Consider the following 18,035-nt stretch of genomic DNA (forward strand, 5'->3'; position numbering starts at 1 on the left):
CGACAGTGTGTCGCGCGCGCTGGTGTCGCCGCGCGAGCGTCTGGCGCGCCAGCGGGGCGAACTGGCGCACTTGGCCGATCGGTTGCGTCACGCGCTTGAGCGCCCGTTGGCCCAGCGCCGCGGCCGCTTCGAAATGCTGCGCCTGCGTCTGACGCGTGCCGTGCCCGGCATCGCCCCGCAACACGAGCGCGTTGTGCTCCTCTCGCAGCGCCTGCAAAACGCGATGTCACGCCGCACGGAGCGCTCGGTACAACGGCTGGCCGATGCCACGGCGCAACTCGAGCTGCTCAACCCGCGCCGCACGCTGCAGCGCGGTTATGCCGCCGTGCTCGACGCCAAGGGACAGCCGTTGCGCGACCCCCGCAAACTCCAGCGCGGCCAGCACGTGACGATGCATCTGGCCGACGGCGCGGCCGATGTGGGTATTGGTGATGTTCAGGTCAGGCTAGACGATACTTTTTAGCGGGGCTTGGTACGGCAATCCGGGGCAATCGCGGGCATCATGCGTCGATCAGGCGGTATTGGCCAGCAATCGTCGCGTTGCAGCCACCCGGTGCGGCCCGGCGAGTAACCGTGCGGTTTGCGGGGTTATCGCATCTGCCCTAGAATCGATGGCTCCGGATAACGCAAAATCGGGTTCCCCTCAGAGCACAAAGGACAATCGCCATGGAACACAAGCTCCCTGAACTGCCGTACGCCATCGACGCACTCGCGCCGACCATCTCCAAGGAAACGATGGAGTATCACTACGGCAAGCATCACCAAGCCTATGTGACCAACTTGAACAACCTGATCAAGGGCACCGAATTCGAAAGCGCCAGCCTCGAAGACATCATCAAGAAGTCGTCGGGCGGCGTGTTCAACAACGCGGCGCAGGTGTGGAACCACACCTTCTTCTGGAACACGCTGTCGCCGAAGGGCGGCGGTGCGCCGTCGGGCGATCTGGCCAAGGCCATCGACGCCAAGTTCGGCTCGTTCGACGCGTTCAAGGAAACCTTCTCGAAGTCGGCCGTCGGCAACTTCGGTTCGGGCTGGACGTGGCTTGTGAAGAAGGCCGACGGGTCGGTCGACATCGTCAACACCAGCAACGCCGCCACGCCGCTGACCGGCGCGGACAAGCCGCTGATCACGATCGACGTGTGGGAACACGCGTACTACATCGACTACCGCAATGCCCGTCCGAAGTTCGTCGAGGCATTCTGGAACCTGGTCAACTGGGACTTCGCCGCAAAGAACTTCGCGTAATCGAGGCCCCGGACGTTGCCGGTCGACGTCGGCAACGTGCCAACGAGGTGACGTCAGGCGCCCGACCCGAGCGTCCGGCGTCACCGGCAAAAAGAAAGCCCACCGCTCGCGGTGGGCTTTCTTTTTACTGCGGTTGCCAGACTGTAGGCATCTGCCCTGGGCTTGATGGCAATCAATATTTGCGGATCTGCGCGTCGTTAGAGTATGCGTTTCAAACTCACCGAACAATGTATGCCCGACCCTGCGCCAACGCACGCCATCCCCGTGGCGAGCGCGTCTTGCACCCGCGATGCCTCGCGGGCAGCGACCGGTCGCGACGCCTCGCACGACCGCACACAACCCCACTCGCACCGCCACTGGCTCGCAGACGCCCGTCTCATGCGCAGCCTGCCGCCCGCAGCGTGGGCACTCTTCCGGTTGGCCGAACATAAGCGCGGCGGCACCGCGACCCACATGTGGCGTGTCGGCGCGCTCACCTGGCGTTTCGCCCAAGCGTTGGGGATCCCAGCGGTCGAGGCGCAGGCCCTCGGGCTCGCCGCCGCGCTGCACGACACCGGCAAGCTGTGTGTTCCGAACGCGATATTGGAAAAGCCGGGCAAGCTGACGCCCGATGAGATTCGCGTGATGCGCATGCATCCGCAATCAGGAGCCGACATACTGAGCACGCTCGGCGGCGCAGCCTGCGCGTTGGCCGCGACGGTCGCCCGCACGCATCACGAGCGTTACGACGGCGGTGGCTATCCGGGTGCGCTGTCGGGAAATCGTATTCCCCTGGCGGGACGGATCGTAGCGCTGGTCGATGTGTTCGACGCGCTCGCGAGTCACCGTCCGTATCGCGCGGCACTCAGTCCCGCGCAGATCGTCGAGGCGATGCTCGCGGAGCGCGGGCGTCACTTCGATCCATGGCTGCTGGATCGTTTTCTCGAGCGCTCGCTCGGACCGGCGTTGCGGCTATCGAGCGGCGCGTACTGAGCGCAACGCCATCATTCAGCGCGGCAGGCCGGAGATCTTTGCGCCGGGGCCGATGTGTTTGCTTTTGAACCAGCCTTGATTCATTTCCAGCGCGTAACGCACGGCGGCGCGCGGGCAATGATTGTCCTCGGTCTGCGGCGCCATGTCTTCGATGTTGACGATCGTGCCGTCGTCGGCCAGGAACGCGATCGACAGTGGCAGATCGGTGTTCTTCATCCAGAAGCAGTGACCGGCGCGTTGTTCGAACACGAAGAGCATGCCGGCGTTGGCGGGCATCGTCGTGCGATACATCAGACCCTGTTCGCGGTCGGCCTCGTTGGCGGCGACCTCGGCCTTGATGAGATACATGCCGGCGGAGAGCTGAACGGTCGGGAACTGCCCGGCCTGCTTGATTTGTGCCGAGGCGCTGGCCGGCGCGATTGCCAGGACGGCGGCGGTAGCGGCAAATGTGGCGCTGGCGGCGAGCGCGGCCAGTTGACGTGGAATCCGGATCACAAACGGCTCCTGGAAAGATCGGGGGAACGTCAGGTACGTGGCGAGCCATTGTAGCCGCCGGGCGAAAAAAAAGCAGGCTGCGTGAGCAACCTGCTTATTACCATGCGTTGCGCAGCGAGGCTGCGCGACGTGGTACTTACTTGCTGGCAGCAGCCGGAGCTTCGGCAGCAGCAGCCTTCTTGGCCGCCTTCTTGTGCGACTTCTTGTGGGCCTTCTTGTGGGTCGACTTGGCAGCCGGCTTCGTAGCGGCAGCCGGAGCAGCAGCGTCAGCGGCCGGAGCCGAAGCTTGGGCGAACACGCCCGTTGCGAACAGGCCAGCGACCAGGGCAGCGATCAGTTTTTTCATGAGATTCCTCGTTGGAGCTCGATGTTGGGGTGATGTACTCGTTGACCCGCGAAGTGAGTCACTTCCTATAACGTCCGTTCAGGACATCGGTTGACAACCCGCTCGCGGATTTTTTCGGTGAAACGTATTACGGCTTGTTACCGACGGCCGGTTGCTTGGTGGCCGGCTTCTTGTGGTGATACTTCTTGTAGTGATGCTTCTTGTAGTGATGCTTCTTGTGTTTGGGGGCCATTTTCGCGGGGGCTGCGCGATCGGCCGCCGGTGCCGACATCGCGGGCGCCGCTGCTGCGGGTGCCGCCGGTGCGACGGGCGCCGTGGCCGGCGCCGATTGTTGGGCCATCGCGGCGCCGGACACGATCAGCCCGGCGGTCAGTGCAAGCAGCAGTTTCTTCATGACTTGGTTTCCTCGTTTCTGAGTGGTGCGTATGTTGCGCACCTGTTCCCTCAACGAGGTGAACGACGGCTTCGTTGACCGGGAAGTGTAAGTATTTGTTGCGGCAACTCGCACCATTGTCCCGGGACAAGCTTCAACGAAAAGACGTCAACCGGGCCGATCGCAATGCGAACCAGTCGCAGCGTCGGTTTGCCGACGGCGGCGGTCATGCGTCTGACCTGGCGGTTCTTGCCTTCGACGAGCGAGATTTCCAGCCAGTGGGTCGGGATGCTGGCGCGATAGCGGATCGGCGGGGGGCGTGGCCAGAGCTGGGCGGGCTCGGCGATCTCGCGTGCTTCGCACGGCAGCGTGACGAAGTCGCCCAGATCGAGGCCGGCGCGCAGACGTGCGACGGCCGCCTCGTCGTACTCGCCCTCGACCTGCGCCCAATACGTCTTTGGCAATTTGCGTTCCGGCTCCGCGATGCGGGCCTGCAGACGACCGTCGTCGGTGAGCAGCAGGAGTCCCTCGCTGTCGGCGTCGAGCCGTCCGGCCGGATAGACGCCCGGGCGCGTCACGCACTCGGCGAGCGTGGGACGTGTCGGATGCGGCGAAAACTGGCAGATCGTGCCGAAGGGCTTGTTGAGTGCGAGAAGTGTCATACCAAGGGAAGAAAATCGGAAGTTGCCGATGCCGTCGGGCGCGATCGGCGCTCGACCCGGGCTCGACCCCATGGCGCTACGCCCGCCGAGCGCGTACGGCGCTGGTCAGCCCCGTCATGTTAATGCATAATCGAGATCGTCAGTCTTATGTCTTATATAAGACTTGATTTGCGTCAACGCGCCCTACAACGCTGTGACTACAATAAAGCCGTAATGCGGCGAGCGGTGGCATCCTTCGCCCCGTTTGACGCGCACAGTCCGATTCATCCCATTGGAGCCCACCATGTCGTATCAGCACATCAAGGTCCCGGCAGGCGAGAAGATCACGGTCAACCAGGATTTCTCCCTGAACGTGCCCGACAATCCGATCATCCCGTACATCGAGGGCGACGGCACCGGCGTGGATATTACGCCGGTGATGCTCAAGGTCGTCGACGCGGCAGTGGCCAAAGCGTACGGCGAGAAGCGCAAGATCCATTGGATGGAAGTCTATGCCGGCGAGAAATCGACGCGCGTTTACGGACCGGATGTATGGCTGCCCGATGAAACGCTCCAGGTTGTCAAGGACTACGTAGTATCGATCAAGGGGCCGCTGACCACCCCCGTGGGCGGTGGCATTCGATCGCTCAACGTCGCGTTGCGCCAGCAGCTGGACCTTTATGTGTGTCTGCGTCCGGTGCAGTACTTCAAGGGCGTACCGTCGCCGGTGCGTCATCCCGAGAAGATCGACATGGTGATCTTCCGCGAGAACTCCGAGGACATCTACGCGGGCATCGAGTGGGAGGCGGAATCGGCCGGCGCGAAAAAACTGATTGCCTTCTTGCAGGACGAGATGGGCGTGACCAAGATCCGCTTTCCGCAGACGTCGGGGATCGGCATCAAGCCGGTCTCGCGCGAGGGTACCGAGCGACTGGTGCGCAAGGCGATTCAGTACGCGATCGACAACAATCGCGACTCGGTGACGATCGTTCACAAAGGCAACATCATGAAGTTCACCGAGGGCGGATTCCGCGATTGGGGATACGCGCTCGCCAAGAACGAATTCGGCGCGATGGAGATCGACGGCGGTCCGTGGTGCAAACTGAAGAACCCCAAGACGGGCAAGGAGATCACGATCAAGGACTCGATCGCGGATGCATTCCTGCAACAGATTCTGTTGCGCCCCGCAGAGTACGACGTGATCGCCACGCTCAACCTGAACGGCGACTACATCTCCGATGCGCTCGCCGCGCAGGTGGGGGGCATCGGAATCGCCCCGGGGGCGAACCTGTCCGACTCGGTTGCGATGTTCGAAGCGACGCACGGCACGGCGCCGAAGTACGCGGGCAAGGACTACGTGAATCCTGGATCGGAGATTCTCTCGGCCGAGATGATGCTGCGGCACATGGGCTGGACGGAAGCGGCGGATCTGATCATCGCGTCGATGGAAAAGTCGATCCTGTCGAAGCAGGTGACCTATGACTTTGCCCGCCTGATGGAAGGGGCGACGCAGGTGTCGTGCTCGGGCTTCGGCAACGTGATGATCGCCAACATGTGACGCGCCACGGGGTTGCCGCTGATTTGCCGCCGCTCGTTTGGCAACGCCGACGCTTCCGTCCGGGAGCGCTCGGCCTAGTGCACGACGACGGTGGTGCTCACGCGGTGGTCGCCGGTGCTTGGCACACGGCTCGTCAGTTCGCGCGGAAAACCGACGGTCCAGACGACGGTGTCCGTGCCCGGCGACGATCCCGCCTGATACCAGACGACCATGCCGGGAAAATGCATCGTCTCGCAGCGTTGTCCGTCCGGAACCACATAGTCGATCCATTCCGGCGTGACTTTACCGAGTGCGGGCGTCGAGTCGAGTTCGAACGTCGGCTGGCCCAACGAGCGGCACAGCACACTGAAGTTGGGTTGTACCCAGATCGCCACCTTCTCGCCGACGCCCACGCTTACCGCGAGGGTCGGCGGAGGATACGCTGACTGTGCATGCGCCGCGCCCGCCGTCAGCAGGCACGCGACGAGTACCATGACTCGCCATGCGGTCGTCGTGGTGTCCATGCCGGACCTCCCAACCCCCCCTTTTGTGGCCGACACGTGGGCGTTCTCCTTGCCCGCACAAGTCGTCGGCACAACGCTTTCATTACAGTGCATGCGTACGCGTAACGCAAGGGACGGGCGCGCAGCGCGCCGATCCGCGCGACCCGCTCGGTCTTCGACTCGGTAGCCTCACGCATGGTTGGTCGCAATGCGCACGGGGGAGCGATGCTGTCGAGGCCACTCACCGCCCGTCGAAATACGCGGCTAGGCGTTGGGCTTCGAACGCGTGGACAACGTGATCCACGAACACGCGTGTCCGCAGTGGCAGCTGTTTCTTGTTCGAATAGTAGATGGACACCCCGCCGTATTCCTCGAACCAGCCCGGCAACAGCCGTTGAATTCGACCGGACGCGAGTAGGGGCGCGGCATGCGGCATCGGTAGCAACGCCACGCCATAGCCCAGCGTGACGGCGTGCGCCATTGCCTCCGGGTCGTCGAAAATCATGCGGGTTCGCGCCTCGACGTTGACTCGCTCACCGATGGCGTTTCGCAAATCCCATGCGCGCAGCCGGCCCGACGTTCCGGAGCGCCGGACGATCGCGTCGAACGTCGCGAGTTCGGCGGGATGCCCCGGTACCTGACGCGCGCGCATATAGTCGGCCGACGCGCAAATCACGGCGTACGTCGGTGCCAGGCGCCGGGCGATGACGCCGGGGGTGAGTTCGATGCCGCCGCCTATCGCGGCGTCGAAGCCCTCGCTCACCACGTCCACGCCCCGGTTGTCGAATCGCCAATCCGGCACGACATCCGGATAGCGGGCAAGAAAGTCACCCAGCAGCGGCACGAGATACTGGCGGCCGAAGGCGTGGGCCACGCTCACCTTGAGGATCCCGGACGGGGTGCCTTCGCGCTCGGCGGCGCGTGAAAAGGCGTCGTTCAGGGCCGCGAACGGGCCATCGACGTCCAGCAGGAATCGCTCGCCGCCCGCCGTCAGTGTCAGGCTGCGAGTACTGCGGTGAAACAGCCGCAAGCCGAGCTGCCCCTCCAGCCGCGCCACATTCTTGCTCACCGCTGCAGGGGTCATCCCCAGTCGTCGCGCGGCCGCCGAGAAACTGCCCGCACGCGCACTCAGGACGAATGATTCGATCAGATGCAAGGCGTCCATCGTTCATCTATTCCCTGGGGTTGAAAGTGATGATAGGGATTATGGTCTAGTTGAGGTGTAATTTGCTCGCGATACTGGCTTCACCTCTTAACCGAATGGAGCAATGAGATGGCAACGAACTTTCGAGGCAAGGTAGCTTTCGTGACAGGCGGCTCGCGCGGTATCGGCGCGGCGATCGTGCAGCGGCTCGCGCACGGTGGTGCCACGGTTGCGTTCACGTACAAGGGATCGAAGGCCGCGGCGCAGGATCTGGTCGAGCGCATTCAGGCGTCCGGCGGGCGTGCCATGGCCTTGCATGTGGATGCAGCAGACGCCACCGCCCTGACCCAGGCAATCAACGATGCCGCCCACGCGCTCGGCAAGATCGACATTCTGGTGAACAATGCCGGCGTGTTTTCGATGGCATCGGTGGCCGACCTTGCGCTGGAGGAATTCGACCGCATGCTCGATGTGAACGTGCGCGCTGTGTTCGTGGCCTCGAAGGCGGTACTTGCGCACATGGGCGAGGGCGGTCGCATCATCAATATCGGCTCGTGCAACGCGGAGCGCATGCCGTTTGCGGGCGCCGCGACGTATGCAATGAGCAAGGCGGCACTGGTCGGCCTGGTCAAGGGCATGGCGCGTGACCTTGGACCGCGCGGCATTACGGTCAACAACGTGCAGCCGGGCCCGACGAATACCGACATGAATCCCGCCACCGGGGATTTCGCGGCGACCATGCACGACCTGATGGCGCTCAAGCGTCATGCGCATCCCGAGGAAATCGCAGCGATGGTGGCTTATGTCGCCAGCGACGAGGCGGGTTTCGTGACGGGTGCCAGCCTGACCATCGATGGCGGTTTCAACGCGTGATTCGGAACGGGGCGGCAGCTCGCCGCCTCACTCCGAGAACAGCTCGAACAGGAGCGCGCGCATCCACTGGCTTGCCGGTTCGCGGTGATAGCGCGCGTGCCAGAACAGGTTGATCTGGACGTCCGGTAGGTCCAGCGGATGGTCGACGTAACGCAAGCCGAAGTGCTGCGCGCTGCGCTGGGCAAACTTCTCCGTCACCGTGGCGATGAGATCCGTGGCGTGCAGAATGTCGGCGAGCGCGACGAAGTGCGGCACGCGCAGCCGGATGTTGCGCTGTACGTGAGCGCGCGCCATGAAATCGTCGACCCGGCCGTGCCCGGTGCCGGCGGCGACCACCATTACCTGCTCGGCGTGCTCGAAATCCTCGCGCGCCATCCTCGCCGTCGCCGGTCGGTCGAGCGGATGCCCGGGGCGAAACATGCACACATACTTCTGCCGAAACAGACGCCGCTGGAAAAACTCCGTCGTCAGATCCGGCAGATGCCCCACGGCGAGATCCACCTGACCCGCCGCCATCTCCTCCTGCAAGTTGACCGCCGTATTGCGCACCGTGCTGATCGTAATGCCCGGTGCCCGCTCGCCAAGCGCGTGCATGAGCCTGGGCAGGAAGTGCACTTCTCCGATGTCCGTCATGGCGATTTGAAACGCGCGCTGGCTCGTTGCCGGATCGAAGGCGAGCTGACGATTGAAGACCCCGTGCAGCGCATCCAGCGCCGCGGCGACCGGTTCGGCCAGTTCGATGGCCATCGGGGTCGGCAGCATGCCGCGCGAGGTGCGGATGAACAATTCGTCGTTGAACAACTTGCGCAGGCGCGCGAGCGAATTGCTGATCGCGGGTTGCGTCACGCCAAGCGTCTCTGCCACGCGAGACACGCGTCGCGCGTTGTACAGATGCTGGAAGACCACCAGCAGGTTCAGGTCGACGGAATGCAGGTCCATGGGAAGGAACGCGTCTCGATGCTCAGTTAAATCACTGAGATTTATAGGACATATAACCTGAATTCTATTGGTTTATAACGCGGCTTGCGAGATGCTTCTTGCAAACGGCGTCCAAACGCCACGCGCGGTGCCCGAGGCGGGTGCCGTCAGAACGGAGACCCTCCCCATGCAAGTTCACGTGCAGCCACTCGGCGAACGCTTCGAGGTCGCGCCCGGCGACAATTTGCTCAAAGCCCTCACCGATCGTCAGATCCCGATGTCGTACAGTTGCCTGTCCGGACGCTGCGGCACCTGCCGCTGTCGCGTCGTTTCGGGGGCCGTGCGCGAAGCCGAAGGCGTCGAATATCGTCATCACGATGGCGATGGCGATGGCGATGGCGATGGCGATGGTCTGGCGGGGCGGGCGGGGCGCACGGCATCCCCTGCGCGTTACGTGCTCGCGTGCCAGTCGACCGTCCACGGCGACTGCGAGATCGCCTTGCCGGATGTCGATGAAGTCGTCGTGCATCCCGCGAAAATTCTCAAGGCGACGGTGCTCGCGATCGAACCACTGACCCACGACATCAAGCGCCTGGTGCTCACGACGGCGAAGCCGCTCAGTTTTTCGCCCGGTCAGTACGCCACGCTGCAATTCACCCCCGCGCATATCCGGCCATATTCCATGGCCGGACTCGATGCCGACGACACGCTCGAATTTCACATCCGCCGGGTGCCCGGAGGGGCCGTGACCGGCTATGTCGACGAACAGCTCAAGGTCGGCGATGCCGTGCGGGTATCGGGCCCGCTTGGCACGTCGTATCTGCGCACGCGGCACGACGGGCCGATGCTTTGCGTCGCCGGCGGCACCGGCCTGGCGCCGGTGCTGTCGATCGTGCGCGGGGCGCTCGCCCGTGGCATGACCAACCGCATCGACATTTATGTCGGCGCGCGCTCGCCGGCGGACGTGTATGGCCTTACGTGGCTGCGCGAACTCGCGTCGCGTCACGACGGCATTCGCCTGCATGTCGTGACGACGACCGACGCTCCGGGCGCACCCATCACACCCATCGCACCCGACGCACCGAATCCGGGATTCCGCCTGGGGCATGTCACGCACGCGCTCGCTGCCGATTACGTCGGCCCCGATGCGCTCTCGGGCTGGCGCGCCTATTTGTGCGGCGCGCCGCCGATGGTCGACGCCGCCACCCGGCTGCTGCGCGAGCGCGGTGTTGATGCCGCCCATATCTATGCCGACGCGTTTTACGCGAAGGTGGCATGACGGCCGGTGAAGTTCCCGCCAGCAGCGCACTGGCGCGTTCCCGGTCTTTCCCGCATCCCCCTCAGGAGACGATCATGAGTACCACACCGCAGACTGCCGAGTTCGACCCGGCGCCGTGCGCCGGCGCGCAGCCGTCGGATGTCTGGCCCGCCGAGGGCTCGAGCCGCATCCCCTTTCGCGTCTATACGGACGCAGAACTGTATCGGCGCGAGCTGGACGCCTGCTTCTACCGCAACCACTGGAACTACGTCGGGCTGGAAGCCGAAGTGCCGAATCCGGGCGATTTCAAGCGCACGGTGATCGGTGAGCGCTCCGTCATCGTGACGCGAGATGCCGCGGGGGACATCAACGTCGTCGAAAACGTCTGCGCGCATCGTGGCATGAAGTTCTGTCGCGAAAAGCGCGGCAACCGCACGGACTTCCACTGCCCATATCACCAGTGGAACTACGACCTGAAGGGCAATCTGCAGGGCGTGCCGTTCCGGCGCGGCGTGAAGCAGGACGGCAAGATCAACGGCGGCATGCCGAAGGATTTCAAGCCGGAAGATCACGGCCTCACCCGGCTCAAGGTCGCCACGCGCGGCGGCGTGATTTTCGCGTCATTCGATCACGACATCGAATCCCTCGAGAACTTTCTCGGGCCGGAGATCTGCGCCTACTTCGATCGACTGTTCAACGGGCGAAAGCTCAAACTGCTCGGCTACAACAAGCAGCGCATCCCGGGGAACTGGAAGCTGATGCAGGAGAACATCAAGGACCCCTACCACCCAGGTCTCTTGCACACGTGGTTCGTCACGTTCGGGTTGTGGCGCGCGGATAACAAATCGCGTCTGGTGATGGACGAGCACGGGCGTCATGCCGCGATGGTGTCCACGCGCGGGCAGGGCGGTGGCGGGGAAGTGACCTCGGGGGTGTCGAGTTTCAAGGCGTCGATGTCGCTCAACGACACGCGCTTTCTCGACATCGTGCAGGAAGACTGGTGGAAGGGGCCGACGGCCGTGCTCATGACGCTTTTCCCCAGCGTGATTCTGCAGCAACAAGTCAACTCGGTCTCGACGCGTCACATCCAGCCGCGCGGCCACGATGCGTTCGACTTCGTCTGGACGCATTTCGGTTTCGAAGACGACACCGAGGAAATGACGCAGCGCCGTTTGCGTCAGGCCAATCTGTTCGGCCCGGCCGGCTTTGTGTCGGCCGACGACGGCGAGGCCATCGAGTGCTCGCAGGAAGGTTTCGCGCAGAAGCCCTGGCACCGCGCCCTCGCCGAGTTGGGCGGCACAGGGGTGGAGAACACGGAACACATGGTGACGGAAACCCTGATTCGCGGCATGTACGCCTATTGGCGCCGCGTCATGGGCGTTTGAGGAGACGACGCGATGGTGGATTTTGCAACGTTTCAGGCCGTGATCGACCTCAACGCCGCTTATGCGGCGGCGCTCGACACGCAGCAGTGGGATGCCTGGCCCGCCTTCTTCCTGGATGACTGCGTGTATCGCATTCAGCCGCGCGAGAATTTCGAGATGGGCCTGCCGCTGGCGACCCTGTCGTTCGAGAGCCGCGGCATGCTGCGCGATCGCATCTATGGCATTCGCGACACGCTGTTCCACGACCCTTACTACCAGCGCCACGTGATCGGACTGCCGGCCATTCGGCGACGCGACGACGACACGCTCCAGGTCGAGGCCAACTACGCCGTATTTCGGACGAAGCCGGATCAGCTCACCGACATTCTGTCGGTCGGGCGCTATCTGGACGTCGTCAAACGAACGGGCGACGGATGGAAATTCGCGTCCCGCCAATGCATTTTCGACAGCGAGATGATTCCCAACTCGCTGATCTATCCGATCTGAAGCGAGGCACACGATGAGCGGCAACTGGATTGAGGCGGCGTCGCGCGACGCCATTCCCGAGGACGACGTGATCGGCGTGATCGTGGGCGGACGGGAGATTGCCCTGTACGGCGTGGACGGCGAGGTGTATGCCACGGACAACGCCTGCACACACGGAAACGCCCGCCTGTGCGACGGCTTTCTCGACGGGCACGAGATCGAGTGCCCCCTGCATCAGGGGAAATTCGACGTGCGAACCGGCGCAGCGATGTGCGCGCCGCTCACCGCAGCAGTGAGGCGCTATCCGATTCGCATCGAGGCCGATAAGGTCTACGTCGATCTGAGCTAACGCTTTTGCCGTGAGACCGGTGGGTTGCCCCGCCTAGGGGCAACACGACTGCACGGGCCGCCTATCGAACTTGAGAGGGTTCGGGGCGGCCCGTCGCATTTCCGCGGCGGGGCCGCCGGTCAACGCTACGGTGGGGAGCGATGTGCACATGGCGAAGTATCATTTGTTGCATTTTTATTTTGCATGAAACAAATAATATTCATGCGTGAGTCGCATAGCTGTCACGGATTCGGTTTGCACAGTCCTTAAACAACCCGTTCATTCCGATACTTAACTCGCGACGATTGAGTCGTGGTTGACCGGCCGGCTGCATAGGAATGCCGAGTCAAATTGATCGAATGCGTAATGGGTTTCCGCAGAGCAACAATGTCCGGTCCCATTTTAATTTGGGAGCGGAATATATCGATGAAGCCAGGTAGCAAATGGATTAAACGCCATCGCGTTTCAAAAAGCTGCCGGGCCGGAGTGGAATGCGGCGTCGGTTTTGATATTCGCAAAGCGAACTGCAAAATTCACCGGTGCGTGTTGCATTGTTGCGACGCAATAAAAAACCCGGCCGGAGCCGGGTCTTCAATACGACGAGCGGCGCTACCTCAGGCGGGCGCCTGAATGTTCGAAGCCTGCTTGCCCTTCGGGCCTTGAACGACCTCGAACTGCACCTTTTGACCTTCCTTGAGGGTCTTGAAGCCGTTCATCTGAATAGCCGAGAAGTGCGCGAACAGATCTTCGCCACCCTCATCCGGCGTGATGAATCCAAAACCCTTGGCGTCGTTAAACCATTTGACCGTACCGGTTGCCATACGAACTTCCCCTGAACAATTACGACTACTACATATCACCGCAACAACGAGCACATCTGAAAATCCCGCCGGCTGGCGGCGGCTTCTTAGGCTCACCCAGGCATCTTTTCTTTTAAAACCCTTATTGAGGAAAAGCGCCACGTTGATTGTTTTCGCTAACTACCAATAGTGTCAAGCCCTTTTTGAACGATAGAAGTTGTGCTCGATCAGGTTTTACCCTGATGCTTGTGCGTGCGCCGGGCCTGCGGAGACACGCCCTTGAAATTTGGGTTAAGCTGACTCATATGGGTGTGGCACGCCCCGGTGGTCGGGGCTGCGGCGCCTTGCTGGACAACGCGCGGAACGACGAGTGTTGGCATTCCGGTGGACGACCGGACGGCAGGCGGCAATCGGGACGCCGATGGCTTGCTGAACCCGGGAGTTGTTTAGAATCCACGTATGGCAACCTTACCGACAACGCATGACGACACCGTACAGGAGCGGCAGGAGCAACAGCTCAAGCCGCCATCGATGTACAAGGTGGTACTGTTGAACGACGATTTCACCCCGATGGAATTCGTGGTGATGGTCATTCAGGAATATTTCAATAAGGACCGGGAGTCTGCCACGCAGATCATGCTCAAGGTTCACCGAGAGGGCAGGGGAGTTTGTGGGGTCTTTACGCGCGACGTCGCGGCGACCAAAGTTGAGCAAGTTGTTAGCCATGCAAGGCAGTCCGGGCACCCGCTGCAGTGCGTGATGGAGGAAGCATGATTGCCCAGGAATTGGAAGTCAGCCTGCACATGGCGTTTATGGAAGCGCGCCAGGCAAGACACGAATTCATCACGGTCGAGCACCTGTTGCTCGCCCTGTTGGATAACCCGACCGCTGCCGAAGTGTTGCGCGCCTGCGCCGCAAATCTTGAGGATTTACGGCAGAACCTGCGCAACTTCATCGCCGACAATACGCCGACGGTGCCGGGTAGCGACGAGGTCGACACACAGCCCACGCTCGGGTTCCAGCGCGTGATTCAACGCGCCATCATGCACGTGCAATCGACTTCCAACGGCAAGAAGGAAGTGACGGGCGCCAACGTGCTGGTCGCCATCTTCGGTGAAAAGGACTCCCACGCGGTCTACTACCTGCAGCAGCAGGGCGTGACGCGTCTGGATGTCGTCAATTTCATCTCTCACGGCATTACCAAGACGGGCGCGCCCGGCGAGTCGGCCAAGGCCGGCGAAGGCAGTGCCGAAGGGGAAGAGGGGGCGAACGCCAAGGAGAGCCCGCTCGCGCAGTACACCCAGAACCTCAACCAGCTGGCGCGCGACGGCAAGATCGATCCGCTCATCGGGCGCGAGGCGGAAGTCGAGCGCGTGGTGCAGGTGCTGTGCCGCCGCCGCAAGAACAACCCGCTGCTCGTCGGCGAAGCCGGCGTGGGCAAGACAGCCATCGCAGAAGGCCTCGCCTGGCGCGTGACGCGCGGCGAAGTGCCCGAGATCCTGCAGGACGCCACTGTCTACTCGCTCGACATGGGCGCATTGCTCGCCGGCACGAAGTATCGCGGTGACTTCGAGCAACGCCTGAAGGCGGTGCTCAAGGAACTCAAGGAGCGCAACAACGCGATCCTGTTCATCGACGAGATTCATACGCTGATTGGCGCGGGCGCCGCGTCGGGCGGCACGCTCGACGCCTCGAACCTGCTCAAGCCGGCGTTGTCGTCGGGGCAGCTCAAGTGCATCGGCGCCACGACCTTCACCGAGTATCGCGGCATTTTCGAAAAGGACGCCGCGTTGTCGCGTCGTTTCCAGAAGATCGATGTGAACGAGCCGACCGTCGAGCAGACCGTGCAGATCCTGCGCGGGCTGAAGTCGCGTTTCGAAGAGCACCACGGCGTGAAGTACTCGTCGAGTGCACTGTCGGCCGCGGCCGAGCTGTCCGCCAAGTTCATCACCGACCGTCACCTGCCTGACAAGGCCATCGACGTGATCGACGAAGCCGGCGCCGCCCAGCGCATTCTGCCGAAGTCCAAGCAGAAGAAGACGATCGGCAAGGGCGAGATCGAGGACATCGTGTCGAAGATTGCGCGCATTCCGGCGCAGAGCGTGTCGGCCGATGACCGCGGCAAGCTCCAGACGCTCGACCGCGACCTCAAGAGCGTGGTGTTCGGGCAGGACCCGGCCATCGACGCCTTGTCGGCCGCAATCAAGATGTCGCGCGCCGGGCTGGGCAAGACGGACAAGCCGATCGGCGCGTTCCTGTTCTCGGGCCCGACCGGTGTCGGCAAGACCGAAGTCGCGAAGCAGCTCGCCTTCACGCTGGGCATCGAGCTGATCCGCTTCGATATGTCGGAGTACATGGAACGTCACGCGGTGAGTCGTCTGATTGGCGCGCCCCCGGGGTATGTGGGGTTCGATCAGGGCGGGCTACTCACCGAAGCCGTCACGAAGAAGCCCCATTGCGTGCTGCTGCTCGACGAAATCGAGAAGGCGCACCCGGACATCTTCAACGTGCTGCTCCAGGTGATGGACCACGGCACGCTCACCGACAACAACGGTCGCAAGGCGGATTTCCGTAACGTCATCGTCATCATGACGACGAATGCGGGCGCGGAGACGATCAACCGCGCGAGCATCGGTTTCACGAACGAGCGTCAGGCCGGCGATGAAATGGCCGACATCAAGCGCATGTTCACGCCGGAGTTCCGCAACCGTCTGGACGCGATCATCAGCTTCAAGCCGCTCGACGAACAGATCATCCTGCGCGTGGTCGACAAGTTCCTCATCCAGCTCGAAGACCAGTTGCACGAGAAGAAGGTCGAAGTGGTCTTCACCGACAAGCTGCGCGCGTTCCTGGCGAAGAAGGGCTTCGATCCGCTGATGGGTGCGCGTCCGATGCAGCGTTTGATCCAGGACACGATCCGTCGTGCGCTGGCCGACGAATTGCTGTTCGGGCGTCTGACCAGCGGCGGGCGCGTCACCGTGAATCTGGATGAGCACGATCAGGTACAACTGTCGTTCCCGCAGGATGGCAACGCCCGTGCCGAACCGGAAGCGGCCGAAGTCGAGTAATCGTCACGGCATCGCCCAATGAAAAAGCGCCGCTTCATGCGGCGCTTTTTCGTGGTCCTCGTCGGCCGGGTCGCGCCGCCGCCGCGTGGCGTCAGTGCTTGCCGGTGCTGCCGAAACCGCCCGCGCCGCGATCGCTCTCGGGGAACGCGTCGACGAGGTTGAACGTGGCCTGCACGACCGGCACGATCACCAGTTGCGCCAGACGCTCGAACGGATTCAGCACGAACGGCACATGACCCCGGTTCCAGGTCGAGACCATCAATTGGCCCTGGTAATCCGAGTCGATCAGTCCCACTAGATTGCCAAGCACGATGCCGTGTTTGTGGCCGAGGCCCGAGCGCGGCAGGATCAACGCAGCGTAGCCGGGATCGGACAGATGAATCGCCAGCCCCGTCGGCACGAGCACCGTCTGTCCCGGTTCAATGGTCATCGGTGTGTCGAGGCACGCCCGGAGATCGAGCCCGGCACTGCCCGGCGTGGCATAGGCGGGCAACTGCGAGCGCAGGCGTTCGTCGAGAATCTTGACGTCGAGGTTCATGGTCGTATGGCGTTGGATGAGGGATGGCTGTCGAAAAATGCGGCCAGGGACGCTTCGCGCACAGGCGGGCGCGTCTCCGGTGCCCGTCAGTCGGCGCTGCGCAACGAAAACGCTTGCGCGAGCAGTTCATGTGAGCGCAGCCGGGCGCGATAACTGCCGGCCACGGTCAACACGACAATTTCGTCGGCCTCGAACTGTTCCTGCAACGCCAACACGCGTTCAGTCACGCGCTCTGGGGTGCCGATGATACTACGCGGCTTCTCGCGCGCGATCACGGACAACTCCCGCTCACGATACTGTGCCATGGCCTGCGCGCCTTGCTCAAGGCTCGGAATCGGCTCGTTCATGCCGTAAGCCATCTGCACGCGCCGAAGGTCTACGCCGGCCTCCAGGGCTTCGGCCTCGGCGTCGGTATCGGCACAGATGACGAAGAGCGCCACGGCGCAATAGGGTTTGCGCGGCGCGCCCGGCGTGAAGCGCTCGCGGTACGCCTGCGTAACGCGATGGCCATCATGGGCATTGATGAAGTGGGCGAAGCAGTAGCGCAGACCGAGCTGCGCGGCAAGCAGGCCACCGAACTCGCTCGAGCCCAGTACCCACAGCTCGGGGCGTGTTGCCACCGCCGGCTGCAGCAGCACGTCGCGGTATGGGTGATCGTCGGCCAGCGTGTCGTTGAATAGGCCGGCCAGCTCTGCCACCTGTTGCGGGAAGTGCTCGCCGGCGTCGTACGGCCCTTTCGCCACGGCGCGCGCCGTGCGCATGTCGCCGCCGGGGGCACGTCCGACGCCAAGGTCGATGCGATTCGGAAACAACGCCTCGAGCGTCAGAAATTGCTCGGCCAACTTGAACGGGCTGTAGTACGGCAGCATGACGCCGCCCGAGCCGACCCGCAGGTGCTTCGTCACGCTGGCGAGCCGGGCGATCATGACCTCCGGTGCCGGATTGGCCACACCACGCAATCCGTGATGCTCCGCGCACCAGTAGCGCGTGTAGCCCAGGTCGTCGGCGGCCTGCGCCAGTTCCACGGTCGCTGCGATGGCGTCCGCCACACTGTGGCCGTGAATTACGGGAGTTTGATCGAGGATCGACAGCTTGATGCGTGCCGCGGCCGTAGTCGTCATGAATTCGAGGCTCCAAGTCGATGGC

General features: G+C 62.9%; 21 protein-coding genes. 11 read left to right on the forward strand and 10 right to left on the reverse strand.

Annotated features, from left to right (window positions below; genetic code table 11):
• The 3 genes from A985_RS28505 to A985_RS24550 form a co-directional block, all read left to right on the forward strand.
• Positions 1 to 463 (forward strand): exodeoxyribonuclease VII large subunit (locus A985_RS28505; RefSeq protein WP_039830016.1); only part of this gene is annotated, 463 nt, incomplete at its 5' end.
• 203 nt (positions 464 to 666) lie between these two features.
• Entirely contained in the window at positions 667 to 1,245 is a 579-nt protein-coding gene (sodB, locus tag A985_RS0107340) for a superoxide dismutase [Fe] (protein WP_017232754.1), read from the forward strand.
• A 378-nt stretch (positions 1,246 to 1,623) separates the two neighbouring features.
• Positions 1,624 to 2,217: an HD-GYP domain-containing protein gene (locus A985_RS24550; RefSeq protein WP_232424548.1), complete on the forward strand. Its 594-nt coding sequence runs from the start codon at positions 1,624 to 1,626 to the stop codon at positions 2,215 to 2,217.
• Between the two features lie 15 nt (positions 2,218 to 2,232).
• Here A985_RS24550 and A985_RS0107350 read toward each other — a convergent pair whose 3' ends face one another.
• The 4 genes from A985_RS0107350 to A985_RS24560 all read right to left on the reverse strand — a co-directional run bounded on the left by A985_RS0107350 (position 2,233) and on the right by A985_RS24560 (position 4,093).
• A complete protein-coding gene (locus tag A985_RS0107350) occupies positions 2,233 to 2,712 on the reverse strand; it encodes a DUF192 domain-containing protein (protein WP_017232756.1) in 480 nt (159 codons plus the stop codon).
• A gap of 136 nt (positions 2,713 to 2,848) precedes the next feature.
• Positions 2,849 to 3,058 carry a hypothetical protein gene (locus A985_RS0107355; protein ID WP_017232757.1) on the reverse strand — a complete coding sequence of 70 codons (210 nt, stop codon included), beginning with the start codon at positions 3,056 to 3,058 and terminating at the stop codon, positions 2,849 to 2,851.
• A 127-nt stretch (positions 3,059 to 3,185) separates the two neighbouring features.
• Positions 3,186 to 3,452: a hypothetical protein gene (locus A985_RS24555; protein WP_017232758.1), complete on the reverse strand. Its 267-nt coding sequence runs from the start codon at positions 3,450 to 3,452 to the stop codon at positions 3,186 to 3,188.
• Positions 3,453 to 3,502: 50 nt separating this feature from the next.
• Entirely contained in the window at positions 3,503 to 4,093 is a 591-nt protein-coding gene (locus tag A985_RS24560) for a pseudouridine synthase (protein WP_017232759.1), read from the reverse strand.
• Positions 4,094 to 4,376: 283 nt separating this feature from the next.
• Between A985_RS24560 and icd the strand changes: the two genes are divergently transcribed.
• Complete coding sequence (icd, locus tag A985_RS0107370; RefSeq protein WP_017232760.1) at positions 4,377 to 5,630, forward strand: NADP-dependent isocitrate dehydrogenase; 1,254 nt, start codon at positions 4,377 to 4,379, stop codon at positions 5,628 to 5,630.
• Positions 5,631 to 5,704: 74 nt separating this feature from the next.
• On the opposite strand, the gene A985_RS0107375 is transcribed toward icd, so the two are convergent.
• Together A985_RS0107375 and A985_RS0107380 are read right to left on the reverse strand one after the other, a co-directional pair.
• Entirely contained in the window at positions 5,705 to 6,133 is a 429-nt protein-coding gene (locus tag A985_RS0107375; protein WP_017232761.1) for a hypothetical protein, read from the reverse strand.
• A gap of 220 nt (positions 6,134 to 6,353) precedes the next feature.
• On the reverse strand, positions 6,354 to 7,277 hold the full coding sequence (locus A985_RS0107380) for a LysR family transcriptional regulator (protein WP_017232762.1): 924 nt from the start codon (positions 7,275 to 7,277) through the stop codon (positions 6,354 to 6,356).
• A gap of 108 nt (positions 7,278 to 7,385) precedes the next feature.
• Here A985_RS0107380 and A985_RS0107385 point away from each other — a divergent pair, with 108 nt between their 5' ends.
• Entirely contained in the window at positions 7,386 to 8,129 is a 744-nt protein-coding gene (locus A985_RS0107385; protein ID WP_017232763.1) for an SDR family oxidoreductase, read from the forward strand.
• A gap of 27 nt (positions 8,130 to 8,156) precedes the next feature.
• Here the strand turns inward: A985_RS0107385 and A985_RS0107390 are convergent, their stop codons facing one another.
• Positions 8,157 to 9,068: a LysR family transcriptional regulator gene (locus A985_RS0107390; protein WP_017232764.1), complete on the reverse strand. Its 912-nt coding sequence runs from the start codon at positions 9,066 to 9,068 to the stop codon at positions 8,157 to 8,159.
• Between the two features lie 166 nt (positions 9,069 to 9,234).
• Here A985_RS0107390 and A985_RS0107395 point away from each other — a divergent pair, with 166 nt between their 5' ends.
• The 4 genes from A985_RS0107395 (at position 9,235) to A985_RS0107410 (ending at position 12,504) form a co-directional block, all read left to right on the forward strand.
• The gene (locus tag A985_RS0107395) at positions 9,235 to 10,326 is read left to right on the forward strand and encodes an FAD-binding oxidoreductase (RefSeq protein WP_017232765.1); all 1,092 of its coding nucleotides are present in this window, start codon (positions 9,235 to 9,237) and stop codon (positions 10,324 to 10,326) included.
• 74 nt (positions 10,327 to 10,400) lie between these two features.
• Positions 10,401 to 11,690: an aromatic ring-hydroxylating dioxygenase subunit alpha gene (locus tag A985_RS0107400; protein WP_017232766.1), complete on the forward strand. Its 1,290-nt coding sequence runs from the start codon at positions 10,401 to 10,403 to the stop codon at positions 11,688 to 11,690.
• A 12-nt stretch (positions 11,691 to 11,702) separates the two neighbouring features.
• Positions 11,703 to 12,176, forward strand: a complete 474-nt coding sequence (locus A985_RS0107405) for an aromatic-ring-hydroxylating dioxygenase subunit beta (RefSeq protein ID WP_017232767.1) — start codon at positions 11,703 to 11,705, stop codon at positions 12,174 to 12,176.
• A 13-nt stretch (positions 12,177 to 12,189) separates the two neighbouring features.
• Complete coding sequence (locus tag A985_RS0107410) at positions 12,190 to 12,504, forward strand: non-heme iron oxygenase ferredoxin subunit (RefSeq protein WP_017232768.1); 315 nt, start codon at positions 12,190 to 12,192, stop codon at positions 12,502 to 12,504.
• Positions 12,505 to 13,097: 593 nt separating this feature from the next.
• Here A985_RS0107410 and cspD read toward each other — a convergent pair.
• The gene (cspD, locus tag A985_RS0107415; RefSeq protein ID WP_017232769.1) at positions 13,098 to 13,304 is read right to left on the reverse strand and encodes a cold shock domain-containing protein CspD; all 207 of its coding nucleotides are present in this window, start codon (positions 13,302 to 13,304) and stop codon (positions 13,098 to 13,100) included.
• A 438-nt stretch (positions 13,305 to 13,742) separates the two neighbouring features.
• On the opposite strand from cspD, the gene clpS reads away from it, so the two are divergent.
• Positions 13,743 to 14,057 (forward strand): ATP-dependent Clp protease adapter ClpS, encoded by a 315-nt coding sequence (gene clpS, locus A985_RS0107420; protein WP_010807118.1) that lies wholly within the window; start codon positions 13,743 to 13,745, stop codon positions 14,055 to 14,057.
• Positions 14,054 to 16,351, forward strand: coding sequence for an ATP-dependent Clp protease ATP-binding subunit ClpA (clpA, locus tag A985_RS0107425; protein WP_017232770.1), 2,298 nt, complete (start codon positions 14,054 to 14,056; stop codon positions 16,349 to 16,351). The genes clpS and clpA overlap by 4 nt, the downstream gene beginning before the upstream one ends.
• 91 nt (positions 16,352 to 16,442) lie before the next feature.
• On the opposite strand, the gene dut is transcribed toward clpA, so the two are convergent.
• Positions 16,443 to 16,889 (reverse strand): dUTP diphosphatase, encoded by a 447-nt coding sequence (gene dut, locus A985_RS0107430; RefSeq protein WP_017232771.1) that lies wholly within the window; start codon positions 16,887 to 16,889, stop codon positions 16,443 to 16,445.
• An 86-nt stretch (positions 16,890 to 16,975) separates the two neighbouring features.
• Complete coding sequence (locus A985_RS0107435; RefSeq protein WP_017232772.1) at positions 16,976 to 18,010, reverse strand: LLM class flavin-dependent oxidoreductase; 1,035 nt, start codon at positions 18,008 to 18,010, stop codon at positions 16,976 to 16,978.
• Positions 18,011 to 18,035 lie beyond the last annotated feature (25 nt).

Source organism: Pandoraea sp. B-6, assembly GCF_000282835.1.
In the GTDB taxonomy this organism is placed as follows: domain Bacteria; phylum Pseudomonadota; class Gammaproteobacteria; order Burkholderiales; family Burkholderiaceae; genus Pandoraea; species Pandoraea cepalis.

What these genes read in the sequence shown, in the direction of transcription:
- A985_RS0107400 (WP_017232766.1), top strand. Translation starts at nt 10,401, where the DNA reads ATGAGTACCACACCGCAGACTGCCGAGTTCGACCCGGCGCCGTGCGCC.
- A985_RS0107395 (WP_017232765.1), top strand. Translation starts at nt 9,235, where the DNA reads ATGCAAGTTCACGTGCAGCCACTCGGCGAACGCTTCGAGGTCGCGCCC.
- clpA (WP_017232770.1), top strand. Translation starts at nt 14,054, where the DNA reads ATGATTGCCCAGGAATTGGAAGTCAGCCTGCACATGGCGTTTATGGAA.
- A985_RS24560 (WP_017232759.1), bottom strand. Translation starts at nt 4,093, where the DNA reads ATGACACTTCTCGCACTCAACAAGCCCTTCGGCACGATCTGCCAGTTT.
- A985_RS0107375 (WP_017232761.1), bottom strand. Translation starts at nt 6,133, where the DNA reads ATGGACACCACGACGACCGCATGGCGAGTCATGGTACTCGTCGCGTGC.
- A985_RS0107380 (WP_017232762.1), bottom strand. Translation starts at nt 7,277, where the DNA reads ATGGACGCCTTGCATCTGATCGAATCATTCGTCCTGAGTGCGCGTGCG.
- sodB (WP_017232754.1), top strand. Translation starts at nt 667, where the DNA reads ATGGAACACAAGCTCCCTGAACTGCCGTACGCCATCGACGCACTCGCG.
- A985_RS24555 (WP_017232758.1), bottom strand. Translation starts at nt 3,452, where the DNA reads ATGAAGAAACTGCTGCTTGCACTGACCGCCGGGCTGATCGTGTCCGGC.
- A985_RS0107435 (WP_017232772.1), bottom strand. Translation starts at nt 18,010, where the DNA reads ATGACGACTACGGCCGCGGCACGCATCAAGCTGTCGATCCTCGATCAA.
- cspD (WP_017232769.1), bottom strand. Translation starts at nt 13,304, where the DNA reads ATGGCAACCGGTACGGTCAAATGGTTTAACGACGCCAAGGGTTTTGGA.
- icd (WP_017232760.1), top strand. Translation starts at nt 4,377, where the DNA reads ATGTCGTATCAGCACATCAAGGTCCCGGCAGGCGAGAAGATCACGGTC.
- A985_RS0107385 (WP_017232763.1), top strand. Translation starts at nt 7,386, where the DNA reads ATGGCAACGAACTTTCGAGGCAAGGTAGCTTTCGTGACAGGCGGCTCG.
- dut (WP_017232771.1), bottom strand. Translation starts at nt 16,889, where the DNA reads ATGAACCTCGACGTCAAGATTCTCGACGAACGCCTGCGCTCGCAGTTG.
- A985_RS0107355 (WP_017232757.1), bottom strand. Translation starts at nt 3,058, where the DNA reads ATGAAAAAACTGATCGCTGCCCTGGTCGCTGGCCTGTTCGCAACGGGC.
- A985_RS0107405 (WP_017232767.1), top strand. Translation starts at nt 11,703, where the DNA reads ATGGTGGATTTTGCAACGTTTCAGGCCGTGATCGACCTCAACGCCGCT.
- A985_RS0107390 (WP_017232764.1), bottom strand. Translation starts at nt 9,068, where the DNA reads ATGGACCTGCATTCCGTCGACCTGAACCTGCTGGTGGTCTTCCAGCAT.
- A985_RS0107410 (WP_017232768.1), top strand. Translation starts at nt 12,190, where the DNA reads ATGAGCGGCAACTGGATTGAGGCGGCGTCGCGCGACGCCATTCCCGAG.
- clpS (WP_010807118.1), top strand. Translation starts at nt 13,743, where the DNA reads ATGGCAACCTTACCGACAACGCATGACGACACCGTACAGGAGCGGCAG.
- A985_RS24550 (WP_232424548.1), top strand. Translation starts at nt 1,624, where the DNA reads ATGCGCAGCCTGCCGCCCGCAGCGTGGGCACTCTTCCGGTTGGCCGAA.